The sequence below is a fragment of the Pedobacter duraquae genome (genome assembly GCF_004362245.1).
Classification (GTDB): domain Bacteria; phylum Bacteroidota; class Bacteroidia; order Sphingobacteriales; family Sphingobacteriaceae; genus Pedobacter; species Pedobacter duraquae.
This window is the reverse complement of sequence record NZ_SNWM01000002.1, coordinates 772,557-797,897: the sequence shown is the minus strand read 5'-3', so window position 1 is coordinate 797,897 and position 25,341 is coordinate 772,557. Positions and strand designations below refer to the sequence as shown.

Below are 25,341 nucleotides of genomic sequence, written 5' to 3'. Positions count from 1 at the left end.
AACGAAAGAATCTTGTAGCGAACTTAAGGTACCTTAAGAAATTAATTTTTTTGTTTTCTAAGTGCGCTTAGAAATTCAGGCGTAATCCCCAGATATGAGGCGATTTGTTTCTGAGTTACTTGTTTTACAATTTGCGGGTATTTTTTTAAAAAACTTTGATACCTTTCTTCAGCTGTTGATGACAGATTTTCCATTACCCGGAGTTGCTCCCGTGTGTAAGCGTTTTGCATCAGGATCCTGAAAAACCGTTCAAATTTCGGTACTGCTTCTAATAGTCTGTCAAAATCTGTTCTGTTGATCTGTAAGACGGTACTTTCCTCAAGAGTCTCAATATGCGTCATTGCAGGCTTATTATTTAAATAACAATGCATATCTGTAATCCACCAGTCCGACACCGCAAACATGATTGTCGATTCTTTACCAGCTTTATCGATATAAAATGATCTCAAGGCTCCGCAATGCACATAACTTAAGTACCGGCATTCCTGATCCGCTTGTAGCAACCAGCTCTTTTTAGGTAATGTTTTACAGGTAATCAAGGAAATGAAAAAGGAAGTTTCTTCATCAGTCAGACTGATGTGTCTGGCAATATTAGAAAGGATTTTACTTGTAACCATCTGCTAAGTTAGCTTTAACAAGCCATATTCTGGTAATTAAAATATACAATCTGGATACAACAAAATCCGGTTTGGAAACATTTGCCGATGGATGGTTCCTGATTTTTGTCTCATAAAATTTAAACATTGAAATATGCAAAAGACAATATTTATTACCGGAGCATCAACAGGACTTGGCAAAGCAACAGCTAAATTGTTTCAGGCCAGAGGCTGGAACGTTATTGCTACGATGCGAAACCCTGAAAAAGAAACGGAACTCAGGCAGTTACCAAATGTTACCATCTTACCATTAGATGTAACCAATCTGGAGCAAATTAAATCAACGGTGACAAAAGCAATTGAGTTGCACAACATTGATGTGGTATTTAATAACGTGGGCTACGGTTTAATGGGCGCTATGGAGGCATTAACCGACGATCAGATTGCCAGGCAACTCAATACTAATCTTTTGGGGGTTTTACATACCACACATGCTTTCATCCCACATTTCAGGGAAAAGAGAAGCGGGGTGTTTATTAGTACCACCTCTATCGGCGGACTTTTTGCATTTCCACTCCATTCTATCTATCACGCTTCCAAATTTGCAATAGAGGGTTGGTCAGAGAGCATGTCTTTTGAATTGGGTGTACACAATATCAGCATTAAAACTGTTGCTCCCGGCGGTATTGCCACTGATTTTATTGGCAGGTCACTTGATAGAAACACACATCCTGCTTATCAGGAGATTGAGGATAAGTTGTACGCAGTTGTTGATGGTATGATGGCTGCGGCCTCAAGCCCAGAACAGATAGCAGAGGTAGTTTATGAAGCTGCTACGGATGGTAAGGATCAGGTACGCTATGTTGCAGGAGCAGATGCGACTGCACTCTATGCACGCCGTTTGGAAATCGGTAACGAGGCCTTCCGACAAGAAGTCCAGAAACAGATCCTGGGCTAAAAATTGTATCTTTATAAAGATTGATCGCTATGAATATCATTAACTCCATATCCGAAAAGCATCGTTTGGTATCACTTCCGGAACCATTACATCCCTTAGTTAGTGTAATACGTGTTGAGGATATGCGTTTTCTGGAAAGCAACATTTGGGAACATTTTTCTGTTAATTTCTATTGTATATCGCTCAAAAGGAATATTACCGGGAAAACAAGATACGGTCAACAATACTACGACTATAATAAGGGAGTGATGACCTTCCTAGCGCCCAAGCAGGTGATGTCTATTGATGCATCGCAAATGGATCCACTTAATTCAGCATCTGGTTATGCATTGCTCATTCATCCGGATTTTCTGTATAAACATCCCCTGGCTGCAGTTATTAAGAATTATGGTTTCTTTTCTTATGCTGTAAACGAGGCTTTACACCTCTCAGAAAAGGAAGAAAAATATATGGCAGAGATTTTTGAAAAAATTGACGAGGAATATCAACATATAGATAAACATACCCAGGATATCATCCTTTCACAGATTGACCTGTTACTGAATTACAGCAACCGTTTTTACGAAAGACAGTTTATTACGCGCAAAGCGGTAAGCCACGATCTGCTGGGTAAAATGGAGCAGTTATTAAATGAATGTTTCGAAGGTGGGGAAGGTCTGACCAAAGGCATTCCAACAGTGGAGTATCTTGCAGGTCAACTCAATTTGACACCGCACTACCTAAGTGATATGTTGCGCTCCCTTACCGGGCAAAGTGCCCAACAGCATATTCAAGGCAAACTGATTGAAAAAGCAAAAGAATATTTGTCGGTAACGAATTTGTCTGTTGCCCAGATAGCTTATCAGCTGGGTTTTGAGTATCCCCAATCATTTAATAAACTTTTTAAAAAGAAAACAAACAGCTCTCCACTGGAATTCAGACATACTTTTAATTAGTAAATAAAAGAAGCCCCTGACGTGATATCAAGGGCTTCTACCGTTATTGTGATTTCATTTGTGTGTTTAAAATAAATTGCTCATTTATTGAACAAAGTCCAGTTTCTGTACCAGATACGCCTTGCCGAATTTATTAGGGTCATGGATTACCGTTGCAGTAATTGATTTCCATTTGGGTTGTGTGATTTTTGGCCAGCTTGCACGTATTTCGTCTGCATTTTGCATGATTTCCTCTAATTGGCTTTGAATGGTAGTGTTGGCAAATGTAAACTGCAACTTTTCAGGGATGAAGAAGTAGTCACTTCCTTTTCGACCCATTCTGATGACCGGACCTCCGGGAACATACGAAGTGATAATTTGGATCTTAAAGGATTCATTTCCTTTGTACTGTGCTTTGCTCAATACCTTTACAAACTCAAATTCCTGTGAAGAGCCATCTGCAGGTGGATTATCATTATTATGGAATTTGGCTTTTACTCGATAAATATATCCAGGTTCTCTTTCTTCGAAATTACTTAAGGGGGCACCAGCTGACACATTTTCCGGCATTTTTAATAAAATGTCATTCTCTGCACCATAGTTGGCGTTGATCAGCAATTCAACTTCCTGGCCATTTTTAAGATTGAGTGGTCCGTAAAGTGGTTCTTTTTTACAGGATAACAGCGTTACGGCAATAAAAAGTACGAGTAGATTTTTCATCATGTTGGTTTGTTTAGTTGTTAATAAAACGAAACTGAATTTAAAAACGCTACATGTTCCGGTTTTTGTTTACAAGCAATCAATACTTTTCAACCTGACACATTTCTTTAATATTTCCCGGTGATCTTCACACGATTGAACAGTAACCTGAAAACCAGATAAATGTTATATCGGGTAGGCTGTATCGCTCTTAGTCTCAGACAGGACAAAAAAGCTTTGGACGGTCGTTATATTAGGGAGGGTAGCCAATTTGTGCCTGTAAAACTCGTGATAGGCATCCATATCACGCGTAGCTATGCGCAGGATAAAATCGAAGGACCCGGTCATTTGAAAACACTCCATTACTTCGGGGAATTTAACTACCTCTTCCTCAAATCCCCTTAGGGTATCTGCCGCATGATCATTCAGCAATACCTGACTAAAGGCAATAAGATTACGATCTATCTTTCTTCGATCCAGGATAGCTACAGTTTTCTTGATATAGCCCAGAGTCTTCAATCTCCGGACGCGCTCGTGGATAGTAGCTACGGATTTGTAGAGTTGATCTGAAAGTTGCTTATGCGTAATGCCGGCATCTTTTTGCAATATGCGTAAAATCTCTTTGTCCGTAGGATCCAGTTCGATCATTGATTTTTATTCTAAAAGCTATTTACCCGCGATTTTAAAAGATATCCTGCATTCGAAACACAAGGTATTTGAACGCAATATACCAAATACTCTGCATAACTATTCTGCACTTTGTCAGATCAGTCTGCGGGAATGGCAGCCGTGGAATGATCAACAGCTTTTACTGGCTCCAGGATTTTACCAAGTACCTCAACGGCAGCATCGATATCGACAGCACACGTAGTTTTGCTGAAAGAAAACCGGATTGTAGCCCCGGCTAAGCCTTTGTTTAGTGCCGCAATAACGTGGCTCCCATAAGTTTCTCCTGTATTGCAGGCACTACCACCCGAAGCACAAATACCATTGCGATCTAATAAGGCAAGCATTAAATCAGTATTAGTCCCAGTTGGGAAATTAACACTGAGTACCGTGTAAAGTGATTCAGCAGTGCTGTTGAAGGAGATCTCATCGGATAATGCATTGAGCTTTTCACGCATCTGTTTATTTAGCGTTTCGATCTGCGCCTGATCTTTGACCTGATTTTCCATAGCTAGTTCTAATGCCTTGGTAAATCCAATGATGCCATGTGTATTTTCTGTACCTGCTCTTCTCTTGCGTTCCTGACCGCCTCCATGGATAAAAGGTGTGAAGTTTATGCCATCCCGTACATATAAAATTCCGGTACCCTTTGGCCCATGAAACTTATGACCCGACGCTGAGGCGAAATGTACGCCACTTGAAGCAAAATTTAATGTGTAATGTCCGATCGTCTGCACACAGTCAGAGTGGAATATCGCCGCGTAACGCTCACAAATCTCTCCCACGGTTGTAAGGTTCAGCAAAGAACCAATTTCATTATTGGCATGCATCAGGCTCACCAGGCATTTAATCCCTTTTGCAGATCGTTCGGCCAATTGTTCGTCCAGATCATGGAGGTCAACTTCACCTGAAGCGTTCAATTTCACAAAGGACCTGGTAACCTTAGCGTCTCCGCAATAGTGTGTTATGGTGTGCAACACAGCGTGATGCTCTATCGGAGAGCTAATAATATGTGTACAGCCCAGATCTGTTAATGCTGCTGAAATCGCTGTATTATTGCTCTCGGTGCCACCACTGGTAAAAAAAATGTTTGTTGGTTTAACGCCAAGCATATCTGCTACCTGTTTTCTTGCCGATTCTATAGCCCTGCGGGTCTGGCGGCCTATAGAATACCCTGACGATGGATTTCCATAAAATTCTGTCATGTAAGGTATCATGGCTTCTAGTACCATAGGGTCTAGTGCAGTAGTGGCAGCATTATCAAGGTAAACAATCTTATCCATCTTATTCCGGTTATCAGTGGTTATTTAGTAAAGGTGTGGTTTTCCGGAATTTTCTACAACGAACTGGTTTATTTCCATAAAAATTATGGCTTTGTCTTCGTTTTTTGCATTATTTATTGATTTTTGCTTTGTTTCTGTTTCAATAGTGTGTCTTTTTCCGACTAGCAGCTAAAAGCATATAAACTCAGCTTTTTGATGCTTTGGGTAATGTAATGGATATTGTGGTGCCAATGCCCTCAGTACTTTCGCATGAAATGATGCCTTGATGCCACTCTATGATCAATTTTGTGATGGACATGCCTAATCCAATGGTAGGTTCTCCATCTAAACCGACTCTTGCGGCAGGGGTAAATTTATCGAACAGTACTGGAATTAAATGTTTAGGGATCCCTATTCCATCATCGGTGACTTTAAGGTTTACAGTAGATTCAGTTTCGGATACACTAACGTTGATATGGCCTCCCGATCTAGTAAATTTTAAAGCATTAGATATCAAATTGTTTATAACCTGCATAAATTTACTGTTATCAAGGTCAATGAAAATTTCCTCACTTGAACTGTAAAAATCAAAAATTCGGTCAGACAGCTCATTTGAACGTCTGCATTCATCCATATAGTCACTAACTATCTTCACGATGTTCAAATTCTTTTTCACTAGTGACACTTCTGTCGCCTCTAATAACTCGCGCTGAATCAGATCGTCGATGAGATTAATCGACTGCGCAATAATGCTGGCGATATGATCTGTTTTAACTGCTAATCCATCGTTGTTTTCTTCCCGTATAGTTTTAACGACTGCTCTTGCAGCACCCAGGGGACCTCTCAGGTCGTGTGCCAGCATGTGTAAAATAGAGTTTTTTTGATTTGCATATTTGATCAGTACTCCGTCGTTTTGGGCCGTGTCTGTTACATCCTCTATTGTAGCTAGTAAAAGATCTTCCTCATTTATCTGAGATAAAAAAGGTGTGATTTTAACCCATTTTTCGCCAATCTTACTTTCCAGACAGAGCGATAGTGATCCCAGAAAATTACCTTGCAGGAATTTTTCGTACGCTGATAAGACAATAGGTAGCTGATCCTGCTGGATCTTATTTTTGATATTAGAGATCTCAGTAGCTTCACGCTCGCCGTCGGAAATCCATGATAAACTATGATGAATAAAACGTATTTGCCCTGAAGAGATGTGATAAGCGAAGTGTATGTTAGGGCCAAATGGTAGTTCTGGGGATGGTTTGCTAATTGATGATTTCATACGTAGTTATTGATGCTCAGCCTCATTCAAATTTCCGGCCATAAAATAGGTCAATCTTGAAACTTGTTCAATGTGCAATATTGCGTATTATTGATGAAATATACGGTTTATACGTTCCTCGCTAGGTAAATACGTGTTTTACAACTTGAGTTGTTAATTAGCCCTCATTTAATACCTTTGTTATATGCGAATTCCCCATAGTTTAACTGTGTTAATTGTTGAGGATCAGAAGCTTGTAAGGGACGGTATCCGGTTAATTCTTGCCGAGTCAGATTTTAATAACATACTTGTCGCCAGCAACAGTGAAGAGGCATTGTCGATTATTGAGCGCAATGATCAGATTGGAATCATTGTTACTGATATTCTGATGCCAGGTACGGATGGTATTGAACTATCTAAAGCAATTATCAGACTGCGTCCAAATATGAAAATAGTTGTCTTATCCATGCTTGATGATGAACAACAAATAGCCCGTTCGTTTGCTGCGGGGGTAAAAGGTTTCTTGCTAAAGACTTTGAATCCCGAGGAATTGATTTATTGCCTTCACCATGTTTATCTGGGTGGAACCTACCTGCATGCTGATCTTGCGATGAAGTTCTTTTACCGCATACATCCAGCGGCAACTGCTGGTGTCGATCCTGTAGAAATCTCTGAGCGGGAAGCTGATGTGCTGGCGCTTATTGCGCAGGGCTTTACGAGTACTGAAATTTCTGATAAGTTATTTTTAAGCAAAAGAACGATTGAAGGGTATCGAAAAACATTAATGAGTAAAACGGGTTCTAAAAATACCGCCGGCTTGATACACTACGCGACCGCTAATTACCTGATCAGGAAACCTGATTAGCAATCCGATAATTTGTAGCGTTATGCAACGCTTATAATTTTGTGGTGTCCTTTACATGAACTAATAGTTAAAGGATTATGATCAAGAACGTTACTTTATTTGTTTTTATGGTTTGTTTCTTTTTTTCGTCTGCTCAGGCACAGCGAAAAATCAAGATGACCGATACGGTGTCTACAGCGGATAAGATGCTTGGGCTAGCAACACTTTGGAAAGAGTCGGCATATAATTTTGTCTGGTTTGATAAACAACCCAATTTGAATTGGGATAGCGTATACCGTGCCTATATACCAAAGGTCTTAAGCGCATCTAACGTTTTTGAAGTAAACCGGGTACTTACAAAATTTCTTGAAGAGCTTAAGGACGGGCACACCGCAGTTTGGGTTAACCAGGGCTTTTGGGACGAAATTGATCAGCCACCTGTGTCAATAACACGTGTTGATGGAAAACTACTGGTCTACAGACTTGATTCGAATCTCAAGGATGAGTTACCACTGAAAAGTGAAGTACTGAAAATTAACGGCCGCGAAGCATCCGAATTTTTAAAAAATGATTCCTGGCTGGGTTTTAAAGGTTCGGAAATCAAGGTGCTTTTCAAGAAACCAGACGGTAAAGAAAAGATTATTGTACTGAAGAGAAATTTGAATGACCTGTTTAAGCTTGGTAAGTTTCAGTACTTTCCTGCCACAAATATACAATCGTCACCAAAATTTGCACATCACATCTTGAAAGGTAATATTGGCTTTGTTCAAATTAATACTTTTTCAGATTCCGCCGTTGTGGATAGTTTTAAAAATATTTTACCAACGCTAAAAACTCAACGGGCACTCATCCTGGATCTGCGAAACAATGGGGGAGGGAACAGTGACTACGCGTTGGAGATTGCTAAAGTGATTACAGATAAACAATATCTTGTGGGGTCATCCTGGCGCACACGCATTAACAATGCCGCCAACAAAGCCTGGGGATCATTTAACAAAGCAGCTAACAAAACCCCCGATTATAAATATAAGGAATATCAGGAAATGAACGCCTGGGAGTTTCACCCAGGGGATACTATTGCTGCGGCTGCAACAGAATCAAAATTGAATCGGCCTGTCGTGATCCTGACTTCCAAAAACACTTTTTCTGCTGCAGAGGATTTTCTAATATATCTTTTAGGGAGTAAAAATATCATCAGGATAGGTCAACCTAGCGCAGGGAGCTCCGGCCAACCGCTAAGAGTAGAGTTACCGATTGGGATGATCGCGAGAATTTGTGCGAAACGAGACATGCTTCCTGATGGAACAGATTATATAGGGATCGGAATACAACCTGATATCCTTGTTCCGGCAAAATCTATCTTTTCTACAGACACTAAAGACGAAGAACTGCAAGTAGCATTAAATTATCTGAAGAAGTCGTTATAAATCTCGTGCTGCTGCACGGTTGTCAAACTAAATAAGTAACGGACTGTTATCTTAACTTGTAGTGATCACAAATGAATTTAAGAGAATAATGAAAAAGATAACAGATCGACCTTTTGTAATGTGCCTGATGATGACCTCTGTTGACGGTAAAATACTTAGTGAGAAATGGGGAAGCAGTAGCAAGGTAAAGTCGCTATTGACTGCTTTTGAAAAAACACACGAACAGATTGGTGTGGGTGCCTGGATAGTTGGACGAACAACGATGGAAAAAGATTTTACGAATTTTGAACCTAGAATTCTAAAAAAAGGTCACCAGGAAATAGAGCGTAATGATTTTGTAGCAGCTTATACCGGGGATTCCTTTGCTATAGCAATAGATGCGGAGGCTAAACTGGGTTGGAAAAAGGCTACTATGCAAGGAGATCACGTGATTACAATATTAACGGAAAAGGTGGAAGATGCTTATTTGACACACTTAAAGGATATCGGCGTATCTTACCTATTTGCAGGGAATACAAAAGTTGATCTAAAAATTGCGCTTAAGAAGTTGCATCAGCTATTTGGCATCGAAAAGTTAATGCTTGAGGGGGGCGCCCACATCAATGGTAGTTTCTTGAATGAAGAGTTGATTGATGAGCTTCACCAATTGATTTTACCGATCGCCGATGGAACCATCGAAACGGCTACACTGTTTGAAGTTGATAAAAGTGTAAAAAGGAAGGCTGCAACAGTAATGAAGCTTAAACAAGTACAGCAAATTGAAAATGATGTGTTGTGGCTAACTTATACGTTTAACTAAATTGTTATACGTTACTGTTTTTGCACACCCGCATCGTTGCCGTTATCTTCATTACTGATATCGTTGAACGCTATGGCTTCGGAAGGATAAAAGATTGTCAACCATTTATAGCAAATAGGGATATAGCGGATATTTTCGTGAATTTACGCTATATCGTGAACGTCAGTAAGTGGGACATTTCATAAACATCTGTTTTGCATAACATTGTCTTTCGGTTTGTTTTTTGATTGCATAACAGCGAAAAAAATAAGATATTTAAATAAACAAACCAGTGGTCCGAAATATGTTTAAGAACACTGATAGCAGATACAATATGGAAGAAATGAAAACGCTGACTCAGGTGATGCAGGTACTTGATCAAAGGGGTTATACGATAGATTTTAATTTGGAAGATGTCAGTTCAGACAGTCCTCAGCATCTTTTAAAGAGCGATCCCGAACGGTTTGTTATAGATCACGTTTACCGCTTTGAAGGCGATACGGATCCCGATGATGAGGCGATATTGTATGCTGTATCTTCAGTCGATAAGTCTTTAATGGGCATATTTGTGAATGGATATGGTATTTCTGCGGAAACTGTAGATAGTGTAGTAATTGACAGGCTTAAGAAAAGAGAGGAGCTTTAAACATCATGGAATATTCCGATAATATACCAGATCCAAATACAATCAACCTCGATCGGGATTATGAACTGTTACATTGGACAAGCGAACTTAAAGTCACCAATGATGAATTAAGAGAAGCCGTTGCAGCAGTAGGCAATTCCATTGAAGCCGTTAAGGTGTATTTGGATAGAGCTTAAAGGTTGTTTAAGCGAAGCCTATTCCTAATTCGGAAAGGTTACTTTACACATATGCCTAAGGTAGTTTGAGACGTGGAATATCTGGATACTGTCAAGTGGGTTAATTTTTTGCGCGTGGTTTGAACTGAAGATGTTTAATTTTATAGCTATGGACCAGATCGTATTTTCAAAGGCGCAGGCACGTAAAATTATTCTCCATGCTGCCGGACTTGCTAAGGTAGGGCAGTTTGGAACAGGTGTAGACGCTGTGTACTCACTGATTGGTCACCTTGGTTTTGTTCAGCTGGATACCAATTACGTAGTAGAGCGAGCCCATCATCAGGTTATGGCCTCGCGTATCCCAGATTATCAAACTGAGTGGCTGGATGAGCTCATCTCCGACGGCCAGATTTTTGAGTTTTTCACCTCCGATGCAGGTTATTTGCCCATGCAAGATTTTCGCTTTTCACTCCCCGTTAAGCATGCCTTTGTTGTGAATGGAAAGGAAAAGACCAAAGGAGAAGTAAACTTAATGCAGGATGTACTGAGCCGAATAGAGCGCGAAGGACCATTAATGGTTGGGGATTTTGAAAACGACAGGCTGGAGTCCAGTTCCGGTTGGTGGGATTGGAGGCCCGCAAAGGTTGCGTTGGAACGACTGTATCTTGAAGGTAAGCTAATGATTACCAGGACCAGGGGTTTTAAGAAGATTTACGATCTCCCCATGAATTTAATTTCACCAGAGACAGATGTAACTTTGCCTACAGCAGAAGAATTTGCGCGGTATATTATCCGGCGTACACTCGGAGCATTGGGTATCGCTTCTATTAAAGAAATGAACTGGCGTGCCCGTCACGTTAAAGGTCACCTGGTGAAAAGTGAGCTTGAGAAAATGTTGAACGAAGGGTTGGTTAACGTCGTTGCTGTGCCCGGTCTAACCAAAGGAACCTTCTACATGCTGAAAGATCAGGTTTCGGAAGTGGAATTATCAGGAGAAGTATTTATACTTTCACCATTTGATATTTTGAATGTGTTCAGGCATCGCTTAAAGGATTTTTTTGACTTTGACTATCAGATTGAGTGTTTTGTTCCTGCTGCAAAACGCAAGTATGGGTACTTCTCTCTACCAATATTGCATGGAGATTTGTTTATTGCACGCATGGATGCAAAGGCCGATAGGAAACAGAAAGTTTTGATTGTTCATAACCTCCACTTTGAAAATGTCGAGCTTGATGCATCGGCGATCAGTCAGCTTATAATTGCGCTAAAGGAATTTGTTAAATTTAATGCTTGCCTGGATATCGTTTTTAAGGAATCTAACAGGCAGGATTACTTAAGATCAATTAGGCTCGGATTTATGAGAACGTAATAACGAAGGTAGAAACAGTTTAATTTTTGCGCTCCACTAGTAAAGAAAATATTTTTTTGAGTTTGGCACCTTGATGGCATTATCTCCCGGCTTAAATCCGTCCATCCGCGGAATACCTTTGAATGGATAGTTGAAACTGTAGGATTTATCTTCAGGGATTTTTTTGTTCTCATCGCAATCTCCATAATTTTCAGAGATCTCTACTTTTTTCGTTGAGAAGTTGATGTCGTATGTGAAATCAAACTCACAGGTGTCGTAAAGGTTGTAGGTAGACCCGATCAAAAACCAGTCTGCATGCTGATAACGAAATATGCTGTTAACGGTGCTGTAATGTCTTGAATTGTGATTGAATGTTTGCGCAATAATTAGGGTGTTGTTTTTAATAGTAACAGATAGATCAATACCGTCATCTAAACAAAAGCCGCAGTTTTTACTACTTCTTAAAACAGATGTATTCTTTTTCCACAACTTAATTTTCCCACCAATAGATTTGCAAATATACAGGACCCTGAAGAACCCAAGCTCACCATCAGTTTTATCTGTATCGAACACATAGATATGTTCCTTAATGCCATCTTTATCCAGGTCGCCTTCAGTTTCTAAAACTTGAGTATAGCCTTTAGGAACAAATAAATCTGGCAGCTGACGTACCGGCATTTGTAATGGAAACAAAATGAATAGGATCAGGAATAATTTCATATAGCACGTAACATGTTATTATTGATGTACAACGCAGGAATCAGGAGTTTGTTGGCTTTCTTATTCTTGAAAATTGCTTCTTGAATGGAGCACTATATTTATTTAGCTTTTGATAGAAATATCCGCTGGGATTCATGGTTTCGGAAAGAGGGCTGTCGGCAACAAAATTAGGATCAACTTTTTTGGGAATAGCAGTGCGATGGGCGGTGTAAATTCCAGAATTCCCACTAAAAAAATATGCCGTAAAACAAGCTACTGTAAAAAGGAGAACATGTTCTCCACCAAATAATTCGACACCCATAAAAGTACAGGCAAGTGGCGTTTTGGTGGCACCCGCAAATACAGCGATAAATCCTAAAGCAGCGAACAGGCTTACCGGCGCATTCAGCACAGTGGCGAGTGTATTGCCTAGTGTAGCCCCGATATAAAAGAGTGGCGTTACCTCTCCGCCTTTGAATCCGGTGGCAAGTGTTATTGTTGTGTATAGTGTTTTCCAAAACCAACTCCAGGCTTGCGCACCTCCGGTATGAAAAGCAGATGGGATAGTTACTGCACCAGGATATTCAGCATCTACGCCAAGGCTGAGATAGTCGGGTTTTCCCAATAATAATGTCAAACCGATAATTATCAATCCGCCCAAAATTGGTAACATCCATTGGTGTTTGAATAATTTAAGACCGAGAGCTTTGATTTTGTGTGCCATTTCAGAAAAAAGAAGGCTGGCTAAACCAAATGCGGTGGAGGAAATGAAAACCTTCGCAAGTAGCAAAAAATCTATGGGGAGATAGTCTGATAAAAAATAGGGGGCAGCAGGGATGGCGTCAATATGATATTGAACATGGGTAATGTGCCAGGCGCTTACTGTAAGGTCGCCAACTAAAGCTGCTATCAGTCCGGGAATTAAAGCGTTGTACTGTATCTTTCCAATTGCCAATACTTCCATTGCAAATATTGCTCCGGTAACAGGGGTGCCAAATACAGCACCAAATCCCGCGGCAATACCGGCGATAAGCACAATTTTTAAATCGGATCCTTTTAACTTAAACCACCTGCCAAATAGTGCCGCTATACTGCCGCCGATCTGAACAGCCGTTCCTTCACGTCCTGCAGATCCGCCAAAAAGATGAGTGATTACTGTGGTAACCAAAATTACAGGACCCATCAGAGGTGGTATTTCTCCGCCTTCCAGGGCTATTTGCTCAATGATGAGGTTATTGCCTTTTTCGGAAGATTTCCCGACCGTTCGATAAATAAAGTGGATGATCAAACCAGCAAGGGGTAAGAGGAACAGTAACCACTTATGGTCAAAACGAAAATGGATAGCCAGGCTTAGTAACCAAAGGAAAAAAGCAACGAGGCTACCAATAACTATTGAAACTGGTATACTAATAATAGTCGTACGTAAAATTTGCCTGAAGGCTGCGAATTGTTCCTGAAAGAATGAGGAGCCGTTGCTTGGATTGATGTTTGTTTTCACCTATAATAGTTTTTGTCATATGAATAAGTTCATACGAGGTTTATCATAGGCGCCATCAGCAATTGCGGTTTTTAAAAGGAAGACACCATTTCCCGGTTGCTAATATATAACTATAACATTAAAATTGCTAGTTTCTTATTAAAATTTCCGTCGCTATCTCGCTCAGCAAACAATTGCGCATAGCTTACGTTCTTATAACTTCCTGGCAGGAATCCAGGTATCCACCCATTGATGAAAAAACGGAAAATGTATCTCATTATAGTCGTTGCAATATTGTTAGCTATCTTAATACCGCTGCTGATCAACAGAATCTTTGCTTCCATCTTAAATGGTAGTTATGCTGATCCTGGTAATTTTTCTAAAGGCGTAGGCTATACGTTAACGAAGCTTCCAATTCAGGGAGATCTGGAGTTTGACACGAATGATTCGTCTGCCGATTATGTAAGTTCAATTTATATGGATACCTTAAATCTGAATTTTAAAGTTATCGTAAAGGTGTATGCAGGTTCTCATGATAACTTTGAAACCATTTACATCACTTTTGATCAGTATGGGAAGATCCTGGAGAAAGACAGGTATATACCTCTACAAACAGATACTAGATATCAGCTCAATAGGGAAAAGTCTGATGGGGACGGCAACGTGGTGCTACGTGCCAGTGATGTCAAAAAAGATGCGGTAAATCATCTCTTGAATTGCAGGCTTTTGGATGGAGTATTACCTCCCTGGCCAAAATGGAAACAAAGAACGTCACCGGTATACATCAATCATTTTGCAATGGAAGACTTCCATCCTTCAGATTTGAATCCTTTTGAAATCGGAGGTATTAATGGCAACGGCAGGACTTCAATTTGGTATGGTACCGCTTATTGTGATATCCGGTTTATGGACAAGCTTGTAAAACTTAAAATTCCTTTTGGGTACGACAACCTGCTGTGGTTCACCAATGACTACCATGCGAAACTACAATACTATAAGCTACCAAAGGAATTTGAACATAAAATACCCGTTCGTTTTTTACAACTTGAACACGATGTTTATATTTTACGCGCTGAAAAATAGCTTTTCAGCAAGTTTGAATTTGTTAACTTTGTGTGGTGAAAGCAAATCTCGAATGTACAGCAGTTAGATCTCAACACAGCGATGCTAAACTTAAAGGTTTTAAGATCCATGAGATTACTGGCCCCGCATATCCCGCATTAGTGTATGGGCGTAGAGATTTTTATAAAATCGTTTTGGCGACGGGGCATTTTAACCTGTCTTATGGCGATCAGGCATTTGAGATCAATGACACCTTTCTCTTTTTTGGCAATCCACATATCCCTTATGCCAATGAGCAGCTATCTGAAGAGCAACGAGGGTATGCCTGCGTTTTTACCGAAGAATTTATTGGAAACAGAGAACGAAAAGATAGCCTGCTTAATACACCATTATTCCGTTTTGATGGCATACCTGTAGTGCGGTTAAACGATGAAGAAGCAATTTTCGTTACCAGCATCTTTCAACGGATGCAAGCTGTATATTGTGGCGGTTATGCGCAAAAGGCCGAAATGCTTAGAAGTTGTATCGATCTTATAATCCATGAAGCGCTACGCATCCAGCCACAGATAGCACAGGTGGAAAAAAATGCTGCAGGCCGTATGACCTATTTGTTCATGGATTTGCTGGAAAAACAATTTCCTGTCGAAGCCTTGACCCAGCCACTTCAATTGAGAACCGCGCAAGACTTCGCAGATCAACTATCAGTACACGTCAACTATCTTAATCGCTCAGTCAAAGAAATAACAGGCCGGCCGATTTCCGTGCATATTGCTGAACGTATAACTGCAGAAGCTAAAGCACTTTTACACCACACGAATTGGAGCGTGGCCGACATCGCTTACGCACTTGGCTTTGAGTATCCGAGTTACTTTAACAACTATTTTAAGCGACTGAGTGGTATGCCGCCTAATTCATATAGGAAGAATAGAGAGTAGGTTTGAAAATCATAGTTTATCGTTTGATTTTTTTTACATGATCAGCCCCCAGGTTCAGAACTTTGTGATCATAAAATGAATTACAAAATCATGGAAACAAACAAATCAAATTTAGCAGGCATACCTGCAATAACACCCGTTATCTCTTTTAGCCCGATTATATTTCCCGCGCCCGGACGTGGAGCTGATCTGGAACTACGTGTTTCTGCACCTGCAGCAGGGACAAATCTGCCAGTTATCATTTTTGCTCATGGTTATGGATCTTCTTTAAATGGTTACGCCCCCTTGGTCAACTTCTGGGCAGCCCGTGGGTTTGTAGTTATACAGCCCACTTTTTTAGATTCAAGAACGCTGGCTTTAAGTCAGGATGATCCGCGTGTTCCCTTAATCTGGAAATTTCGTGTTGAGGATATGAAGCGTATTTTGGATGAGCTTGATATGATTGAAAGTACAGTACCTACTTTAAAGGGACGTACTGATAAAACCAGAGTTGCTGTGGTGGGTCATTCGTTTGGTGCCCAAACTGCGGGGATGTTATTAGGTGCACGAATAATAGGTGGTGATGGTACGCTGGGAGAAGATCTTTCCGACGCGCGAATTAAAGCGGGAGTATTACTCACCCCGGCTGGTAAAGGGGGAGAAGATCTAAGTGCGTGGGCGGCAGAACATTTTCCTTTTATGAACCCTAGCTATGCGGAGCTTACAACGCCGACTATGGTAATTGCCGGCGACCAGGATATCTCTCCCCTAACAGTGCGCGGGTGGGATTGGTTTACAGATGCGTACAGCCTTAGTCCCGGTGCAAACGCACTCCTTACGCTATTTGGCGGCGAGCATTTGCTTGGCGGAATTTCTGGTGATCTGGTTACCGAAACAAGCGATGAAAATCCTGATCGTGTAGCTATAGTACAAAAACTGACCTGGGCTTACCTGCGTAGTGCCCTTTATCCGGAAGATTCTGTATGGTCTGCAGCATGTGCAAAACTTAAGGCTGACAGCAGTTTATTAGGTAAAATTGATCAGAAATAACGCTTTAGCACCGTCCGATCAAACTCAGGCGGTGCTAGCTTCTTTTACTCAATACTAGTAACCCGACAGCCAGTACGATTCCTGCAGCAAGATATTTTCTGTGTGCCTTGGGTTTGCCCGGAAGGCCCCAGCCACCGTGTACTGCGTTTCCAAATTTTAATGGATTGTATATGTTGCCATCGGTTTTTTCAATTGGATCGGCATGTTTCAAGTATTGCCTGATCACCATGCCTGCAATACCTCTGGTAAGTCCCGGGAATAATCCATAGGATGCCCGAAGTAATATTGATGCGCTTCCAACCATCGTTTCCGACTTCGGATACTCAGAAATTGACACTATTGCAGCAGCAACTCTGTTCGGATCGTAAACAGGTGGAGCCGGCTTCAGTTGTTTTCCAGTATAATTTGCAGCATGCTGGATACCAGGAGTATCTAAGAAGGCGGGAAAAGTGTCACAAACGTGAATGTTTTTATAATCCGTCAATTCAGCTTTCAGCGCAGCACTGAAACCCCGCAGACCAAATTTACTGGCGGAGTATGCGGTACCAAAGGGTACTGGTAAAAATCCTCCAATTGAAATGTTGTTAATGATAATTCCAGATTTTTGCTTCTTAAAGAAGGGAAGTACGGCGTGTGCCCCATTCATGTAACCTAATAAGTTAGTCTTGATCACCTGCTCATTGAGCTCCATCGGTGTCACATCAAACTCACCAATCGCCAGCACTCCGGCATTGTTTACCCATACGTCGATTCCAGCCCCGAAGTCGTCCGCCATTGCGGCAAGATTAATCACTGAAGATATTTCCGACGTATCAGTTTCTACACAAAGTACCTGTGAGCCAAGTTGGCGGCATTCCAAAGCAAGCTCCTCTAAGGCCGTAATATTACGTGACGCAATGATGAGCTTATTATGTTTTTGCGCAAAGGCTAAACTAATTGCCCGTCCCACTCCACTGGAAGCGCCCGTAATAACTATTGTCCTATCTGTAGTTTTCATCTAGAATTAACCCTATACTTTATTTAATGTTTTAAAGAACTTTTTAATGATCCATTCAGCAATAAGCCTAGATTTGAGCTTTAAACTCAAAATGAAACGCATTCTTATTATTTTATTATGCATTTGGCAAGGGGCCGGTGCTCAGGAAATTTTAGTCCCTTATAAAACAGGTAACAGGTGGGGCTTGGCAGACCTGCAAGGTAAATTGGTTGTGCCCACAAACTATGACTGGATTTCGATTGGCAAAGATTACCCCGGTGGATATTTTGGTTTTAAAAAAGGAAATCAGTCTGGTGTAATCTACAACCGAAAAGAGATCATTGTCGAAACTGGAGAAGGTCATGAATACGCGGTACTAGACGAAAAATTTATCCTGGGAAGGTATAAGGAGAAGTATGATGTTAATAAAGCCTACAACTCAATGGAAGAGCGGAATGCAGCAAGGAGAAATCCACGGGAAATGCATACGATATACAATCTGAAAGGACAAAACATCTATCCGGAAAATTTTGCCCGGTTAAGCATTATCGATACCATTGGTAGCAGTGCCCGGTTGAAAAAGCAATCTAAGTACACTATATTCTATAGCGTGAATTATGAAAATAAGCACAGCATTTTTGTGTTTGATATAGATAAACAGCTGATAACAAAATGGCTTCTGAAAGATTACGATAAATTTAAGCTTGAATCAGATCTGCCGGTCTTATCTATGCGTAATGCTGTTTTCAGCGCCCAAAAAGACAGATCCTCACCGGAAGAGCTGGTTTCATTTGATCTGCTGAAGAATACTGTCCATATGAGTTCAAAGATCGTTTCTGGTAAAAATGATACTGGTAAGGGCAGTCCGTTGTATAATGGGGATGTAAAAGGTGATCCGTCGTCAGACATCGTTATCGTAGAAAGCGGCCGTCCCTCGGAAATTGGGAAGAAGAGAAAATTACGTTATGACATGAGATTCATTGTTGCTGGAAATTCTATTACTTATTCTAAGTCCGATCAGGCTTCAAACCGACAAAACAAAGATTTTACATTGCCATTTAAGGCAGATAACTTCAAAGTGGAGGTCTTATATTCTACTCTGCCACCAACAAAAGACAGTATCGAGCGCCAGATAGCAAATGTGCTGGTCATAGAATCCGGCGGCAAAAAGGGTCTGTGTATTACTGATAGTTTATTTATCCCGCCTGTTTACGACGAGATTAAGGCGCTGATTTCGCATGGGAAAACTGTACAGGACCTTTCATTCCTTGTAGGTTTGAAGGATAAACAAACGAATAACATGAAGTATGGGACTATAGACGTTTATGGCAAAACGGTTATACCTGTTATTTATGATGAAATCGCAATTGATCAACAATATTCTTCCAGCAGGAAATCTTTTGTGGAAAATCTTTACAATGAAGACCTACGGGTATCTATAAATAAAAAGTCTGGATATATCACAACAACAAATCAGGTTAAATTATCTGTCGAATACGATTCAATCTATAAAAATGACTTAAACTATCTTCAAAATGAATCTGAGTTTATGGTTTTGAATAAGAATGGAAAATATGGTTTGTTAAAGTTTCGGTATGCCGGGAATTTGTTAATTAAACCACAGTTTGAAAAAAAAATAGGCTATTACGTTGAGAATTATAAAAGTAAAAAAGGACTGAACTTATTAGCGCTGATCACTAATGAAGGGCAGTTGTATGCTTATGCTACCAAGGATGGGCTGATATTCGCTGGTAAGGAAAAGTAAAAAGACATCTGGAAAACAGTACGTAAATTTCGTTCTTGAACCTTTTTTTAATCTTGTGGACGTGTTTTTGTTATAATTTGAAATCGATTCGATATTTTGCGCCTCGATTAACAAGACATACATGGCCTCAGGTTTTTTTGCGATTTTAGATGATATAGGTGCTTTAATGGATGATGTAGCCGTAGCGGCGAAAGTCGCCACAAAGAAAACTGCAGGAATATTAGGCGATGATCTGGCAGTGAATGCCGAGAAGGCAACCGGCTTCTTGTCGTCACGGGAAATACCGGTACTTTGGGCGATTACAAAAGGCTCCTTACTCAATAAGTTGATCATTGTGCCAATTGCCCTGCTGCTGAATGTTTTTTTTCCTGTAGCAATCAAAATAATCCTTGTCCTTGGTGGCTTTTATCTTGCGTTTGAAGGGGTGGAAAAAATAGTGGAGTATTTCTTCCACCATGAAAAGTCCGGCCATGAAGTAGTAGTGGAGGCTGAACAAGATCCTGCCGCTGCTGAAAAGGCCAAGGTAAAGTCTGCAGTCATGACAGACTTTATCCTATCGGTAGAAATTGTGATCATTGCACTCGGAACAGTCCTCAACGAAAGCGTAGGCATACAAATTGTGACGGTTTCGATCGTTGCCATCGTGGCAACCATTGGTGTCTACGGCATTGTTGCCCTTATTGTTAGAATGGATGATACAGGATATAAACTAATTAAGCGTTCGGCAGACAAAGGTTTCTTTTCAGGACTGGGACATATTTTGGTGAAGTCTCTGCCTGTGATCATTAAAATTTTAAGCGTTGTAGGAACCATTGCGCTAATTCTTGTTTCAGGTGGGATTTTTGTTCATAACATCGAGTTCGTCCATCATCTGTTTCCAGCAATTCCATCAATAGTTAAAGAATTTTTGTTTGGTCTTTTTGCGGGGCTGCTTGTAGTTGGTCTTATAACAGCTGTCAAAAAAATGATTCCATCCAGGTAATAGCCCGTAATGTAAGCTAAATGTGCAAATTAATCTTTGTGGTTCTTTAGCCATTCTAACCTGCGCTGATCTGCTAAATGCGTTACTTTAAAATTATCGAATTTGGCATTAAAGCCATTCCCGTCAGGGCTGGCGGCCATTAATCCAACCATTACAGGTCTGTTGTCCTGCAATGGCGCATTGCGGAGCAAGTGATACTGCTTATCATCATAAGAGTAAAATATTTCAACAGCGTCCAGCCTCCTCACAGCTTTGATCCAGAGATAAGCTGGTGTTTTATCGAGTGTTGTTACACTCCAGTCGCTTTTTTGATGTGTTACGACAGTGCTTAAATTATACTTGCCATCCACAAACTCTATCCCAGTTTTGATATAGTTTTCATGGTCTGTCCGAAGCATCAAACCCATTTGGTCAAAGCGCGCTTTATAATCACCTGTAATTTTGACCTTGACTTCAAATTCACCACCATAAACGGCATAATAATAGGGGGCATCATCAACGGTAAAACCGTAATGAGATATTCTCCAGTAATCGCTTTGTGGGGTTACAAACATGTTTAAACTGTTGTTTTTTATTTCCCATTTTTCTGGCTCGTTAAACCATTGCATCTTTTCAAGAGTCTGGGTGAAACCGGCTTCAGACATTCCCATTAAAAGAACAGCCAGGATAATCTTTTTCATCTGTTATTATATTTAAGCTGATATTTATATTTACGCCGATAAAGGTAACGTACCCTAATTACGTAATCAATACTGATTAATAACCATACTGGATGAGCATTATCAATACACTAAATGAAGCGTTGTTAGAACAGGTTTTTGAAATTCAGGATAGGTCTCTGGATTTACAGCACTATCAGTATACCGCGTTTATGTATGCCCAGATAGAAAATGCCATAGCTGTATTGAGTGATATGAATGCAAATAAAAGCTATATATACAATGGCAGGTTAGCAACACAGCTCGGTTTGATGCATTCAGATGCCCCTGAGGAAATAGACTCAATCTGGGAAGAAAATATCTTTAAAAAAATTCATCCGGATGATCTCACTAACAAGCATTTATTGGAGCTGCAATTTTTTAATATGCTTAAATATCTGCCTGTATCAGATCGCTCTAATTATTACGTAAGCAGCAGACTTCGTATGTTGGATCCGTCAGGTCGATATGTAGCCGTTAAACACAGAATGTTTTATGTCTGCGGGTTATCAAACGGCAGCTTTTGGTTGGCTTTATGTCTGTATAATTTTGACGACCGGGATAGCCAGGCAGCAGAGCCTCATAGCCTTATCGTGAATTCTGCCACCGGCGCTTTCATAAAACCCGATAACTACAAGTCAGATAATATCCTGTCTGCACGGGAAAAGGAAATTCTGAAGCTTATTAAAAGTGGCCAGATGAGTAAGGAAATAGCCAGTTCTTTCTCCATTAGTGTAAATACCGTTAACAGGCACCGGCAAAATATTCTGGAGAAATTAAGGGTTAATAATTCTTTAGAAGCCTGTAGGATTGCGGAACTAATGCACCTGATCTAGCAGGTTAGGAAGGGGCACGGATAAATTTCATTTGAATAATTATATCAGGTAAAAAGTATAAATTATTTGCTCAGCTCAAGGATGTATTCTCCTTTTGCAGGGATGGTAATCGCTGAATTGAGTGGAAAACTTTTCGAAGAGATGATGTCTTTTGCCGATGTAAAGGATCCGATAATGTCCGTAAACCGGTTCATAGAAACGGCTTGCTCCTTAACTGCGCTGTTCAAGATTACCATTACCGTTTTATTGTCCTTGATGCGTGCGTAAACATAAATCCCGTTATTAGGAGCGTAGTGAATCATTTTGCCCTTCGTTACGGCCTCGCTGGTTTTACGCCACTGCAACAGTTTCTGCAGGTAGTCCCATGCTTCGTTCTGAAGCGCATTACGTCCGGCCTTTGTAAATTGATCCGTCTTATCGCCCGGCCATCCACCGGGAAAGTCTACCCTTAAACGCCCATCGCCTTCTTCTTTCGTTCCTGTCATCAGCACTTCAGTTCCATAATAGAGCTGCGGAATGCCACGCATGGTAAGTAAAAATGCCAAGCCTTGTTTATAGCGGTTTAGATCCGTATCTTCTTTGCGGTTAAAACGGCCTAAGTCGTGATTGTCCAGAAAAGTGAGGATATGATATGGATCGACATAGATAAAATCCTGGGCAATATCTTCAAACAAATCTCCCAGGTATCCATTATCTGATTTACCGTCAAATGCTTTTTGGGCAGCAAAGGTCAACGAAAAATCCATTGGGGTTTTTAGATGTGGATTTTTTTTGCTTAATATCGAATTAGCTTGCCACCATGCAGATGAGGTGCTTTTATTATACCATGTTTCACCAACGATGTTAAAATCGGGATACTCGTCATACACTTCTTTATTCCATCGCGCCAGGAAATCAAAATCCATATAGGAATAGGTATCCTGCCTGATCCCATCTATACGGGCATACTCAATCCACCAGATGCTATTCTGTATCAGGTACGTTGCCAGGTGTGGATTCGTCTGGTTTAAATCAGGCATGCCGCGGGTAAACCAGCCATTTAAGAAGGTCTTTTTCTCCGAAGGTGAAGCATGCACATCCATTACCGAAACAGTAGCATGGTTGGTTTGCAAGAATACGCCATCATTGTTGATCCAGTTTTTTGAAGGAAGATCTTTCATCCACCAATGTGAGCTTCCACAATGGTTCAATACCATGTCCATCACCATTTTCATCCCCTTGTTGTGCGTGGCTTTGGTAAGTGCCTTAAATTCTTCATTACTTCCGAAACGTGGGTCTGACTGATAAAAGTCGGTAATTGCATATCCGTGGTAAGAACCACCGCGCATTTTGTTTTCCTGAATAGGGTTAAGCCAAACGGTGGTAATGCCGAGATCTTTCATGTAGTCAAGCTTTGTCAACACACCCGCATAGTCTCCGCCGTGGCGGGCATTTGGGTTCTGCCTGTTTACAGATACACTGTCCCAGTTGTCGTTTTCAGTGCGGCCGTTTGCAAAGCGGTCGGGCGTAATTAGATACAGCACATCAGCCGCGTCGAATCCCATTGCACCGCTCTTGTCATCCCGGTTTTTTAATGGATAGTTATAAGTGAATTTGTCTGTGCCGTTACTGAATGTTACAGGTACATTGCCGGCTTTGGCAGACTTGGCTACATTTACATAAAGGAATACGTAATTGGGGTTCTCTACCTTTGCAGCAGTCGTAAGTGTAACACCGGGATAGCTGATGCTCACCTTCGCATTCCCTATATTGGGGCCATAAACCAGAATCTGGAATTCTGTCTTTTTCATTCCTACCCACCAGTTGGCAGGTTCAATACGGTTTATGGTGATGGCCGCCGCGGAGCTAAACAAGAAAATTACGGCAAGGAACAGTAGGTTGATTATTTTTTTATACATGGCAATTTGAGTTTTTTGTTAGGTGCTATTTAGTTAACACGATATATTGAAAAGGTTCCATTTTAACTTCCCGGTCTACAGTAACCGCTTTACCTGTAAATGCATCTTTCCAACCCGAAGTGCTCAGTCCGTCAGGGACAGCGTAGTTAACCGATTGGTTTCTCAGGTTCGACAATACCAACACCTGCTCCTTTCCAGATTGCTTGGTGAACACACACACATCATCACTACTATAGGCATTCAGTGTTCCACGTCGGATAGCTTTGCTTTTGTTTCTGAAAGCGATAACCTTTTTATATTCTGAAGTAACATCCTGATTGGTCTGAGCTAAACTCCAATCTATCTTGTTACGTGTGAATGGGAAAGTCAGCCTGAAGGGCGTCGCTATTTCCTGCCCATTGTAGACCATGGGGATACCTTTCATGTAAGCAATAACAACAAATGCTGCCATAGATCCCTTCTTGCCGCCAAATAATTCCAGGGGTGTACCGTCAGAACTGTTTACGTCGTGGTTGGTAACATACCGGACTACCGCTTGTCCTTCGGATGCGCCGCTATATTCTTTAACGTTCATCGAATCGATGGTCTTTACGGATCTGTGCTTACTGTAGATGCTTTTTAAATTACCGAAATATCGAAATCCAAAAGTGTAGTCAAATCCCGCCTTGAAATATTTTGGGCTTTCGCCTTCTGCAAGCATTAACAATTTGTGTGACTTAATGGTATGTAACGTATCGTTTAGCTGTTGCCAGAAATCCATCGGCGGGCCGTCAACAAAATCGCAGCGGAATCCGTCAACGTTAGCCTTGTATACCCATGACTTTATCGAATGGATCAGCGACATGCGCATATCGTTATTTTTGAAGTTGAGCTGGGCAACATCTTTCCAGTCCCTGGGATATTTGATATTGCCAACAGAATCTTGTGCATACCAGTCTTTATTAGTAATCCAGGGATGGTCCCATGAGGTATGGTTGGCGACAACATCCAGCAATACAGCCATTTTAAGTTGGTGCGCACCATCTACCAGCTCACGCAGATCCTGCAATGTTCCGAACTCTCGGCCAACCTCATCATAATTCTGTGTAGCATAAGGTGAGTTAGATCCTTTGAGAACTCCAACCTGATAAATTGGCATCAGATAAATTACATTGATCCCAAGTGCTTTAATAGAGTCAAGACGGGCCGTCACTCCTTTGAAGTTTCCGTCTTTACTAAACGAGCGGGTATTGACCTGGTACATCATTACGTCGGCTCTGTCAGGAACACCTTTAAACGGTTTTCCATATTGTGAGGGATAGTTAAATGCAGTCTGCGCAAAGGAGATTGCTGGTTTGACAAGACAGAAAATGGCCGTCATAACCAAGAGGGGGATTTTGTTTTTACGTAACGGGAATAGCATATTTTTCATTGCACTGTTGTTTGAATTTAACGGAGGC

General features: G+C 40.9%; 25 protein-coding genes and 1 riboswitch. Of the genes, 14 read left to right on the top strand and 11 right to left on the bottom strand.

Features of this window, described 5'->3' with window-relative positions; genetic code table 11:
• Nucleotides 1-41 precede the first annotated feature (41 nt).
• Nucleotides 42-617: a Crp/Fnr family transcriptional regulator gene (locus CLV32_RS09430; protein WP_133554762.1), complete on the bottom strand. Its 576-nt coding sequence runs from the start codon at nt 615-617 to the stop codon at nt 42-44.
• Between the two features lie 133 nt (nt 618-750).
• Between CLV32_RS09430 and CLV32_RS09425 the strand changes: the two genes are divergently transcribed.
• Together CLV32_RS09425 and CLV32_RS09420 are read left to right on the top strand one after the other, a co-directional pair.
• Complete coding sequence (locus CLV32_RS09425) at nt 751-1,554, top strand: SDR family oxidoreductase (protein WP_133554760.1); 804 nt, start codon at nt 751-753, stop codon at nt 1,552-1,554.
• A gap of 29 nt (nt 1,555-1,583) precedes the next feature.
• A complete protein-coding gene (locus CLV32_RS09420) occupies nt 1,584-2,489 on the top strand; it encodes a helix-turn-helix domain-containing protein (RefSeq protein ID WP_133554757.1) in 906 nt (301 codons plus the stop codon).
• 84 nt (nt 2,490-2,573) lie between these two features.
• Here the strand turns inward: CLV32_RS09420 and CLV32_RS09415 are convergent, their stop codons facing one another.
• The 4 genes from CLV32_RS09415 to CLV32_RS09400 form a co-directional block, all read right to left on the bottom strand.
• Nucleotides 2,574-3,191: a hypothetical protein gene (locus tag CLV32_RS09415; protein ID WP_133554755.1), complete on the bottom strand. Its 618-nt coding sequence runs from the start codon at nt 3,189-3,191 to the stop codon at nt 2,574-2,576.
• A 162-nt stretch (nt 3,192-3,353) separates the two neighbouring features.
• A complete protein-coding gene (locus CLV32_RS09410) occupies nt 3,354-3,815 on the bottom strand; it encodes an Lrp/AsnC family transcriptional regulator (protein WP_133554753.1) in 462 nt (153 codons plus the stop codon).
• A gap of 119 nt (nt 3,816-3,934) precedes the next feature.
• Complete coding sequence (locus CLV32_RS09405; protein ID WP_133554751.1) at nt 3,935-5,116, bottom strand: cysteine desulfurase family protein; 1,182 nt, start codon at nt 5,114-5,116, stop codon at nt 3,935-3,937.
• A 184-nt stretch (nt 5,117-5,300) separates the two neighbouring features.
• Nucleotides 5,301-6,368: a sensor histidine kinase gene (locus CLV32_RS09400; RefSeq protein ID WP_133554749.1), complete on the bottom strand. Its 1,068-nt coding sequence runs from the start codon at nt 6,366-6,368 to the stop codon at nt 5,301-5,303.
• Between the two features lie 184 nt (nt 6,369-6,552).
• Here CLV32_RS09400 and CLV32_RS09395 point away from each other — a divergent pair, with 184 nt between their 5' ends.
• The 6 genes from CLV32_RS09395 to CLV32_RS09370 all read left to right on the top strand — a co-directional run bounded on the left by CLV32_RS09395 (nt 6,553) and on the right by CLV32_RS09370 (nt 11,566).
• Complete coding sequence (locus tag CLV32_RS09395; RefSeq protein WP_133554747.1) at nt 6,553-7,212, top strand: response regulator transcription factor; 660 nt, start codon at nt 6,553-6,555, stop codon at nt 7,210-7,212.
• 77 nt (nt 7,213-7,289) lie between these two features.
• The gene (locus CLV32_RS09390; protein WP_133554745.1) at nt 7,290-8,618 is read left to right on the top strand and encodes a S41 family peptidase; all 1,329 of its coding nucleotides are present in this window, start codon (nt 7,290-7,292) and stop codon (nt 8,616-8,618) included.
• An 88-nt stretch (nt 8,619-8,706) separates the two neighbouring features.
• Entirely contained in the window at nt 8,707-9,417 is a 711-nt protein-coding gene (locus tag CLV32_RS09385; RefSeq protein ID WP_133554743.1) for a RibD family protein, read from the top strand.
• Between the two features lie 283 nt (nt 9,418-9,700).
• On the top strand, nt 9,701-10,042 hold the full coding sequence (locus tag CLV32_RS09380) for a phosphoribosylpyrophosphate synthetase (RefSeq protein WP_243732276.1): 342 nt from the start codon (nt 9,701-9,703) through the stop codon (nt 10,040-10,042).
• A 5-nt stretch (nt 10,043-10,047) separates the two neighbouring features.
• The gene (locus tag CLV32_RS09375) at nt 10,048-10,218 is read left to right on the top strand and encodes a DUF3606 domain-containing protein (protein WP_133554741.1); all 171 of its coding nucleotides are present in this window, start codon (nt 10,048-10,050) and stop codon (nt 10,216-10,218) included.
• Between the two features lie 148 nt (nt 10,219-10,366).
• The gene (locus CLV32_RS09370; protein WP_133554739.1) at nt 10,367-11,566 is read left to right on the top strand and encodes a winged helix-turn-helix domain-containing protein; all 1,200 of its coding nucleotides are present in this window, start codon (nt 10,367-10,369) and stop codon (nt 11,564-11,566) included.
• A gap of 36 nt (nt 11,567-11,602) precedes the next feature.
• On the opposite strand, the gene CLV32_RS09365 is transcribed toward CLV32_RS09370, so the two are convergent.
• Together CLV32_RS09365 and CLV32_RS09360 are read right to left on the bottom strand one after the other, a co-directional pair.
• A complete protein-coding gene (locus CLV32_RS09365; RefSeq protein ID WP_133554737.1) occupies nt 11,603-12,265 on the bottom strand; it encodes a hypothetical protein in 663 nt (220 codons plus the stop codon).
• Between the two features lie 40 nt (nt 12,266-12,305).
• On the bottom strand, nt 12,306-13,742 hold the full coding sequence (locus CLV32_RS09360; protein ID WP_243732275.1) for a chloride channel protein: 1,437 nt from the start codon (nt 13,740-13,742) through the stop codon (nt 12,306-12,308).
• A 39-nt stretch (nt 13,743-13,781) separates the two neighbouring features.
• A riboswitch (Fluoride riboswitch) is annotated at nt 13,782-13,844 on the bottom strand.
• A 129-nt stretch (nt 13,845-13,973) separates the two neighbouring features.
• Between CLV32_RS09360 and CLV32_RS09355 the strand changes: the two genes are divergently transcribed.
• The 3 genes from CLV32_RS09355 to CLV32_RS09345 all read left to right on the top strand — a co-directional run bounded on the left by CLV32_RS09355 (nt 13,974) and on the right by CLV32_RS09345 (nt 16,747).
• On the top strand, nt 13,974-14,804 hold the full coding sequence (locus CLV32_RS09355; RefSeq protein ID WP_133554735.1) for a hypothetical protein: 831 nt from the start codon (nt 13,974-13,976) through the stop codon (nt 14,802-14,804).
• Nucleotides 14,805-14,839: 35 nt separating this feature from the next.
• Nucleotides 14,840-15,718: a helix-turn-helix domain-containing protein gene (locus tag CLV32_RS09350; protein WP_133554733.1), complete on the top strand. Its 879-nt coding sequence runs from the start codon at nt 14,840-14,842 to the stop codon at nt 15,716-15,718.
• A 90-nt stretch (nt 15,719-15,808) separates the two neighbouring features.
• Complete coding sequence (locus tag CLV32_RS09345; RefSeq protein WP_133554731.1) at nt 15,809-16,747, top strand: alpha/beta hydrolase family protein; 939 nt, start codon at nt 15,809-15,811, stop codon at nt 16,745-16,747.
• A gap of 34 nt (nt 16,748-16,781) precedes the next feature.
• On the opposite strand, the gene CLV32_RS09340 is transcribed toward CLV32_RS09345, so the two are convergent.
• Nucleotides 16,782-17,744 (bottom strand): SDR family oxidoreductase, encoded by a 963-nt coding sequence (locus CLV32_RS09340; protein ID WP_133554729.1) that lies wholly within the window; start codon nt 17,742-17,744, stop codon nt 16,782-16,784.
• Nucleotides 17,745-17,835: 91 nt separating this feature from the next.
• On the opposite strand from CLV32_RS09340, the gene CLV32_RS09335 reads away from it, so the two are divergent.
• Nucleotides 17,836-19,488 (top strand): WG repeat-containing protein, encoded by a 1,653-nt coding sequence (locus tag CLV32_RS09335; protein WP_166641920.1) that lies wholly within the window; start codon nt 17,836-17,838, stop codon nt 19,486-19,488.
• Nucleotides 19,489-19,609: 121 nt separating this feature from the next.
• Entirely contained in the window at nt 19,610-20,470 is an 861-nt protein-coding gene (locus CLV32_RS09330; protein WP_133554725.1) for a DUF808 domain-containing protein, read from the top strand.
• A 29-nt stretch (nt 20,471-20,499) separates the two neighbouring features.
• Here CLV32_RS09330 and CLV32_RS09325 read toward each other — a convergent pair whose 3' ends face one another.
• A complete protein-coding gene (locus CLV32_RS09325) occupies nt 20,500-21,150 on the bottom strand; it encodes a DUF1349 domain-containing protein (protein ID WP_133554723.1) in 651 nt (216 codons plus the stop codon).
• 92 nt (nt 21,151-21,242) lie between these two features.
• On the opposite strand from CLV32_RS09325, the gene CLV32_RS09320 reads away from it, so the two are divergent.
• Complete coding sequence (locus CLV32_RS09320; RefSeq protein WP_133554721.1) at nt 21,243-22,004, top strand: response regulator transcription factor; 762 nt, start codon at nt 21,243-21,245, stop codon at nt 22,002-22,004.
• 62 nt (nt 22,005-22,066) lie between these two features.
• Here the strand turns inward: CLV32_RS09320 and CLV32_RS09315 are convergent, their stop codons facing one another.
• Nucleotides 22,067-23,902: a glycoside hydrolase family 13 protein gene (locus CLV32_RS09315; RefSeq protein ID WP_133554719.1), complete on the bottom strand. Its 1,836-nt coding sequence runs from the start codon at nt 23,900-23,902 to the stop codon at nt 22,067-22,069.
• 25 nt (nt 23,903-23,927) lie between these two features.
• Nucleotides 23,928-25,313: an alpha-amylase family glycosyl hydrolase gene (locus CLV32_RS09310; RefSeq protein WP_133554717.1), complete on the bottom strand. Its 1,386-nt coding sequence runs from the start codon at nt 25,311-25,313 to the stop codon at nt 23,928-23,930.
• Between the last annotated feature and the right edge of the window lie 28 nt (nt 25,314-25,341).

Excerpts from the sequence above, each read along its gene's own strand:
- CLV32_RS09405 (WP_133554751.1), bottom strand. The coding sequence starts at position 5,116 with ATGGATAAGATTGTTTACCTTGATAATGCTGCCACTACTGCACTAGAC.
- CLV32_RS09320 (WP_133554721.1), top strand. The coding sequence starts at position 21,243 with ATGAGCATTATCAATACACTAAATGAAGCGTTGTTAGAACAGGTTTTT.
- CLV32_RS09310 (WP_133554717.1), bottom strand. The coding sequence starts at position 25,313 with ATGAAAAATATGCTATTCCCGTTACGTAAAAACAAAATCCCCCTCTTG.
- CLV32_RS09340 (WP_133554729.1), bottom strand. The coding sequence starts at position 17,744 with ATGAAAACTACAGATAGGACAATAGTTATTACGGGCGCTTCCAGTGGA.
- CLV32_RS09410 (WP_133554753.1), bottom strand. The coding sequence starts at position 3,815 with ATGATCGAACTGGATCCTACGGACAAAGAGATTTTACGCATATTGCAA.
- CLV32_RS09375 (WP_133554741.1), top strand. The coding sequence starts at position 10,048 with ATGGAATATTCCGATAATATACCAGATCCAAATACAATCAACCTCGAT.
- CLV32_RS09400 (WP_133554749.1), bottom strand. The coding sequence starts at position 6,368 with ATGAAATCATCAATTAGCAAACCATCCCCAGAACTACCATTTGGCCCT.
- CLV32_RS09330 (WP_133554725.1), top strand. The coding sequence starts at position 19,610 with ATGGCCTCAGGTTTTTTTGCGATTTTAGATGATATAGGTGCTTTAATG.
- CLV32_RS09365 (WP_133554737.1), bottom strand. The coding sequence starts at position 12,265 with ATGAAATTATTCCTGATCCTATTCATTTTGTTTCCATTACAAATGCCG.
- CLV32_RS09335 (WP_166641920.1), top strand. The coding sequence starts at position 17,836 with ATGAAACGCATTCTTATTATTTTATTATGCATTTGGCAAGGGGCCGGT.
- CLV32_RS09390 (WP_133554745.1), top strand. The coding sequence starts at position 7,290 with ATGATCAAGAACGTTACTTTATTTGTTTTTATGGTTTGTTTCTTTTTT.
- CLV32_RS09370 (WP_133554739.1), top strand. The coding sequence starts at position 10,367 with ATGGACCAGATCGTATTTTCAAAGGCGCAGGCACGTAAAATTATTCTC.
- CLV32_RS09380 (WP_243732276.1), top strand. The coding sequence starts at position 9,701 with ATGTTTAAGAACACTGATAGCAGATACAATATGGAAGAAATGAAAACG.
- CLV32_RS09345 (WP_133554731.1), top strand. The coding sequence starts at position 15,809 with ATGGAAACAAACAAATCAAATTTAGCAGGCATACCTGCAATAACACCC.
- CLV32_RS09385 (WP_133554743.1), top strand. The coding sequence starts at position 8,707 with ATGAAAAAGATAACAGATCGACCTTTTGTAATGTGCCTGATGATGACC.
- CLV32_RS09430 (WP_133554762.1), bottom strand. The coding sequence starts at position 617 with ATGGTTACAAGTAAAATCCTTTCTAATATTGCCAGACACATCAGTCTG.
- CLV32_RS09395 (WP_133554747.1), top strand. The coding sequence starts at position 6,553 with ATGCGAATTCCCCATAGTTTAACTGTGTTAATTGTTGAGGATCAGAAG.
- CLV32_RS09315 (WP_133554719.1), bottom strand. The coding sequence starts at position 23,902 with ATGTATAAAAAAATAATCAACCTACTGTTCCTTGCCGTAATTTTCTTG.
- CLV32_RS09355 (WP_133554735.1), top strand. The coding sequence starts at position 13,974 with ATGAAAAAACGGAAAATGTATCTCATTATAGTCGTTGCAATATTGTTA.
- CLV32_RS09325 (WP_133554723.1), bottom strand. The coding sequence starts at position 21,150 with ATGAAAAAGATTATCCTGGCTGTTCTTTTAATGGGAATGTCTGAAGCC.
- CLV32_RS09415 (WP_133554755.1), bottom strand. The coding sequence starts at position 3,191 with ATGATGAAAAATCTACTCGTACTTTTTATTGCCGTAACGCTGTTATCC.
- CLV32_RS09420 (WP_133554757.1), top strand. The coding sequence starts at position 1,584 with ATGAATATCATTAACTCCATATCCGAAAAGCATCGTTTGGTATCACTT.
- CLV32_RS09425 (WP_133554760.1), top strand. The coding sequence starts at position 751 with ATGCAAAAGACAATATTTATTACCGGAGCATCAACAGGACTTGGCAAA.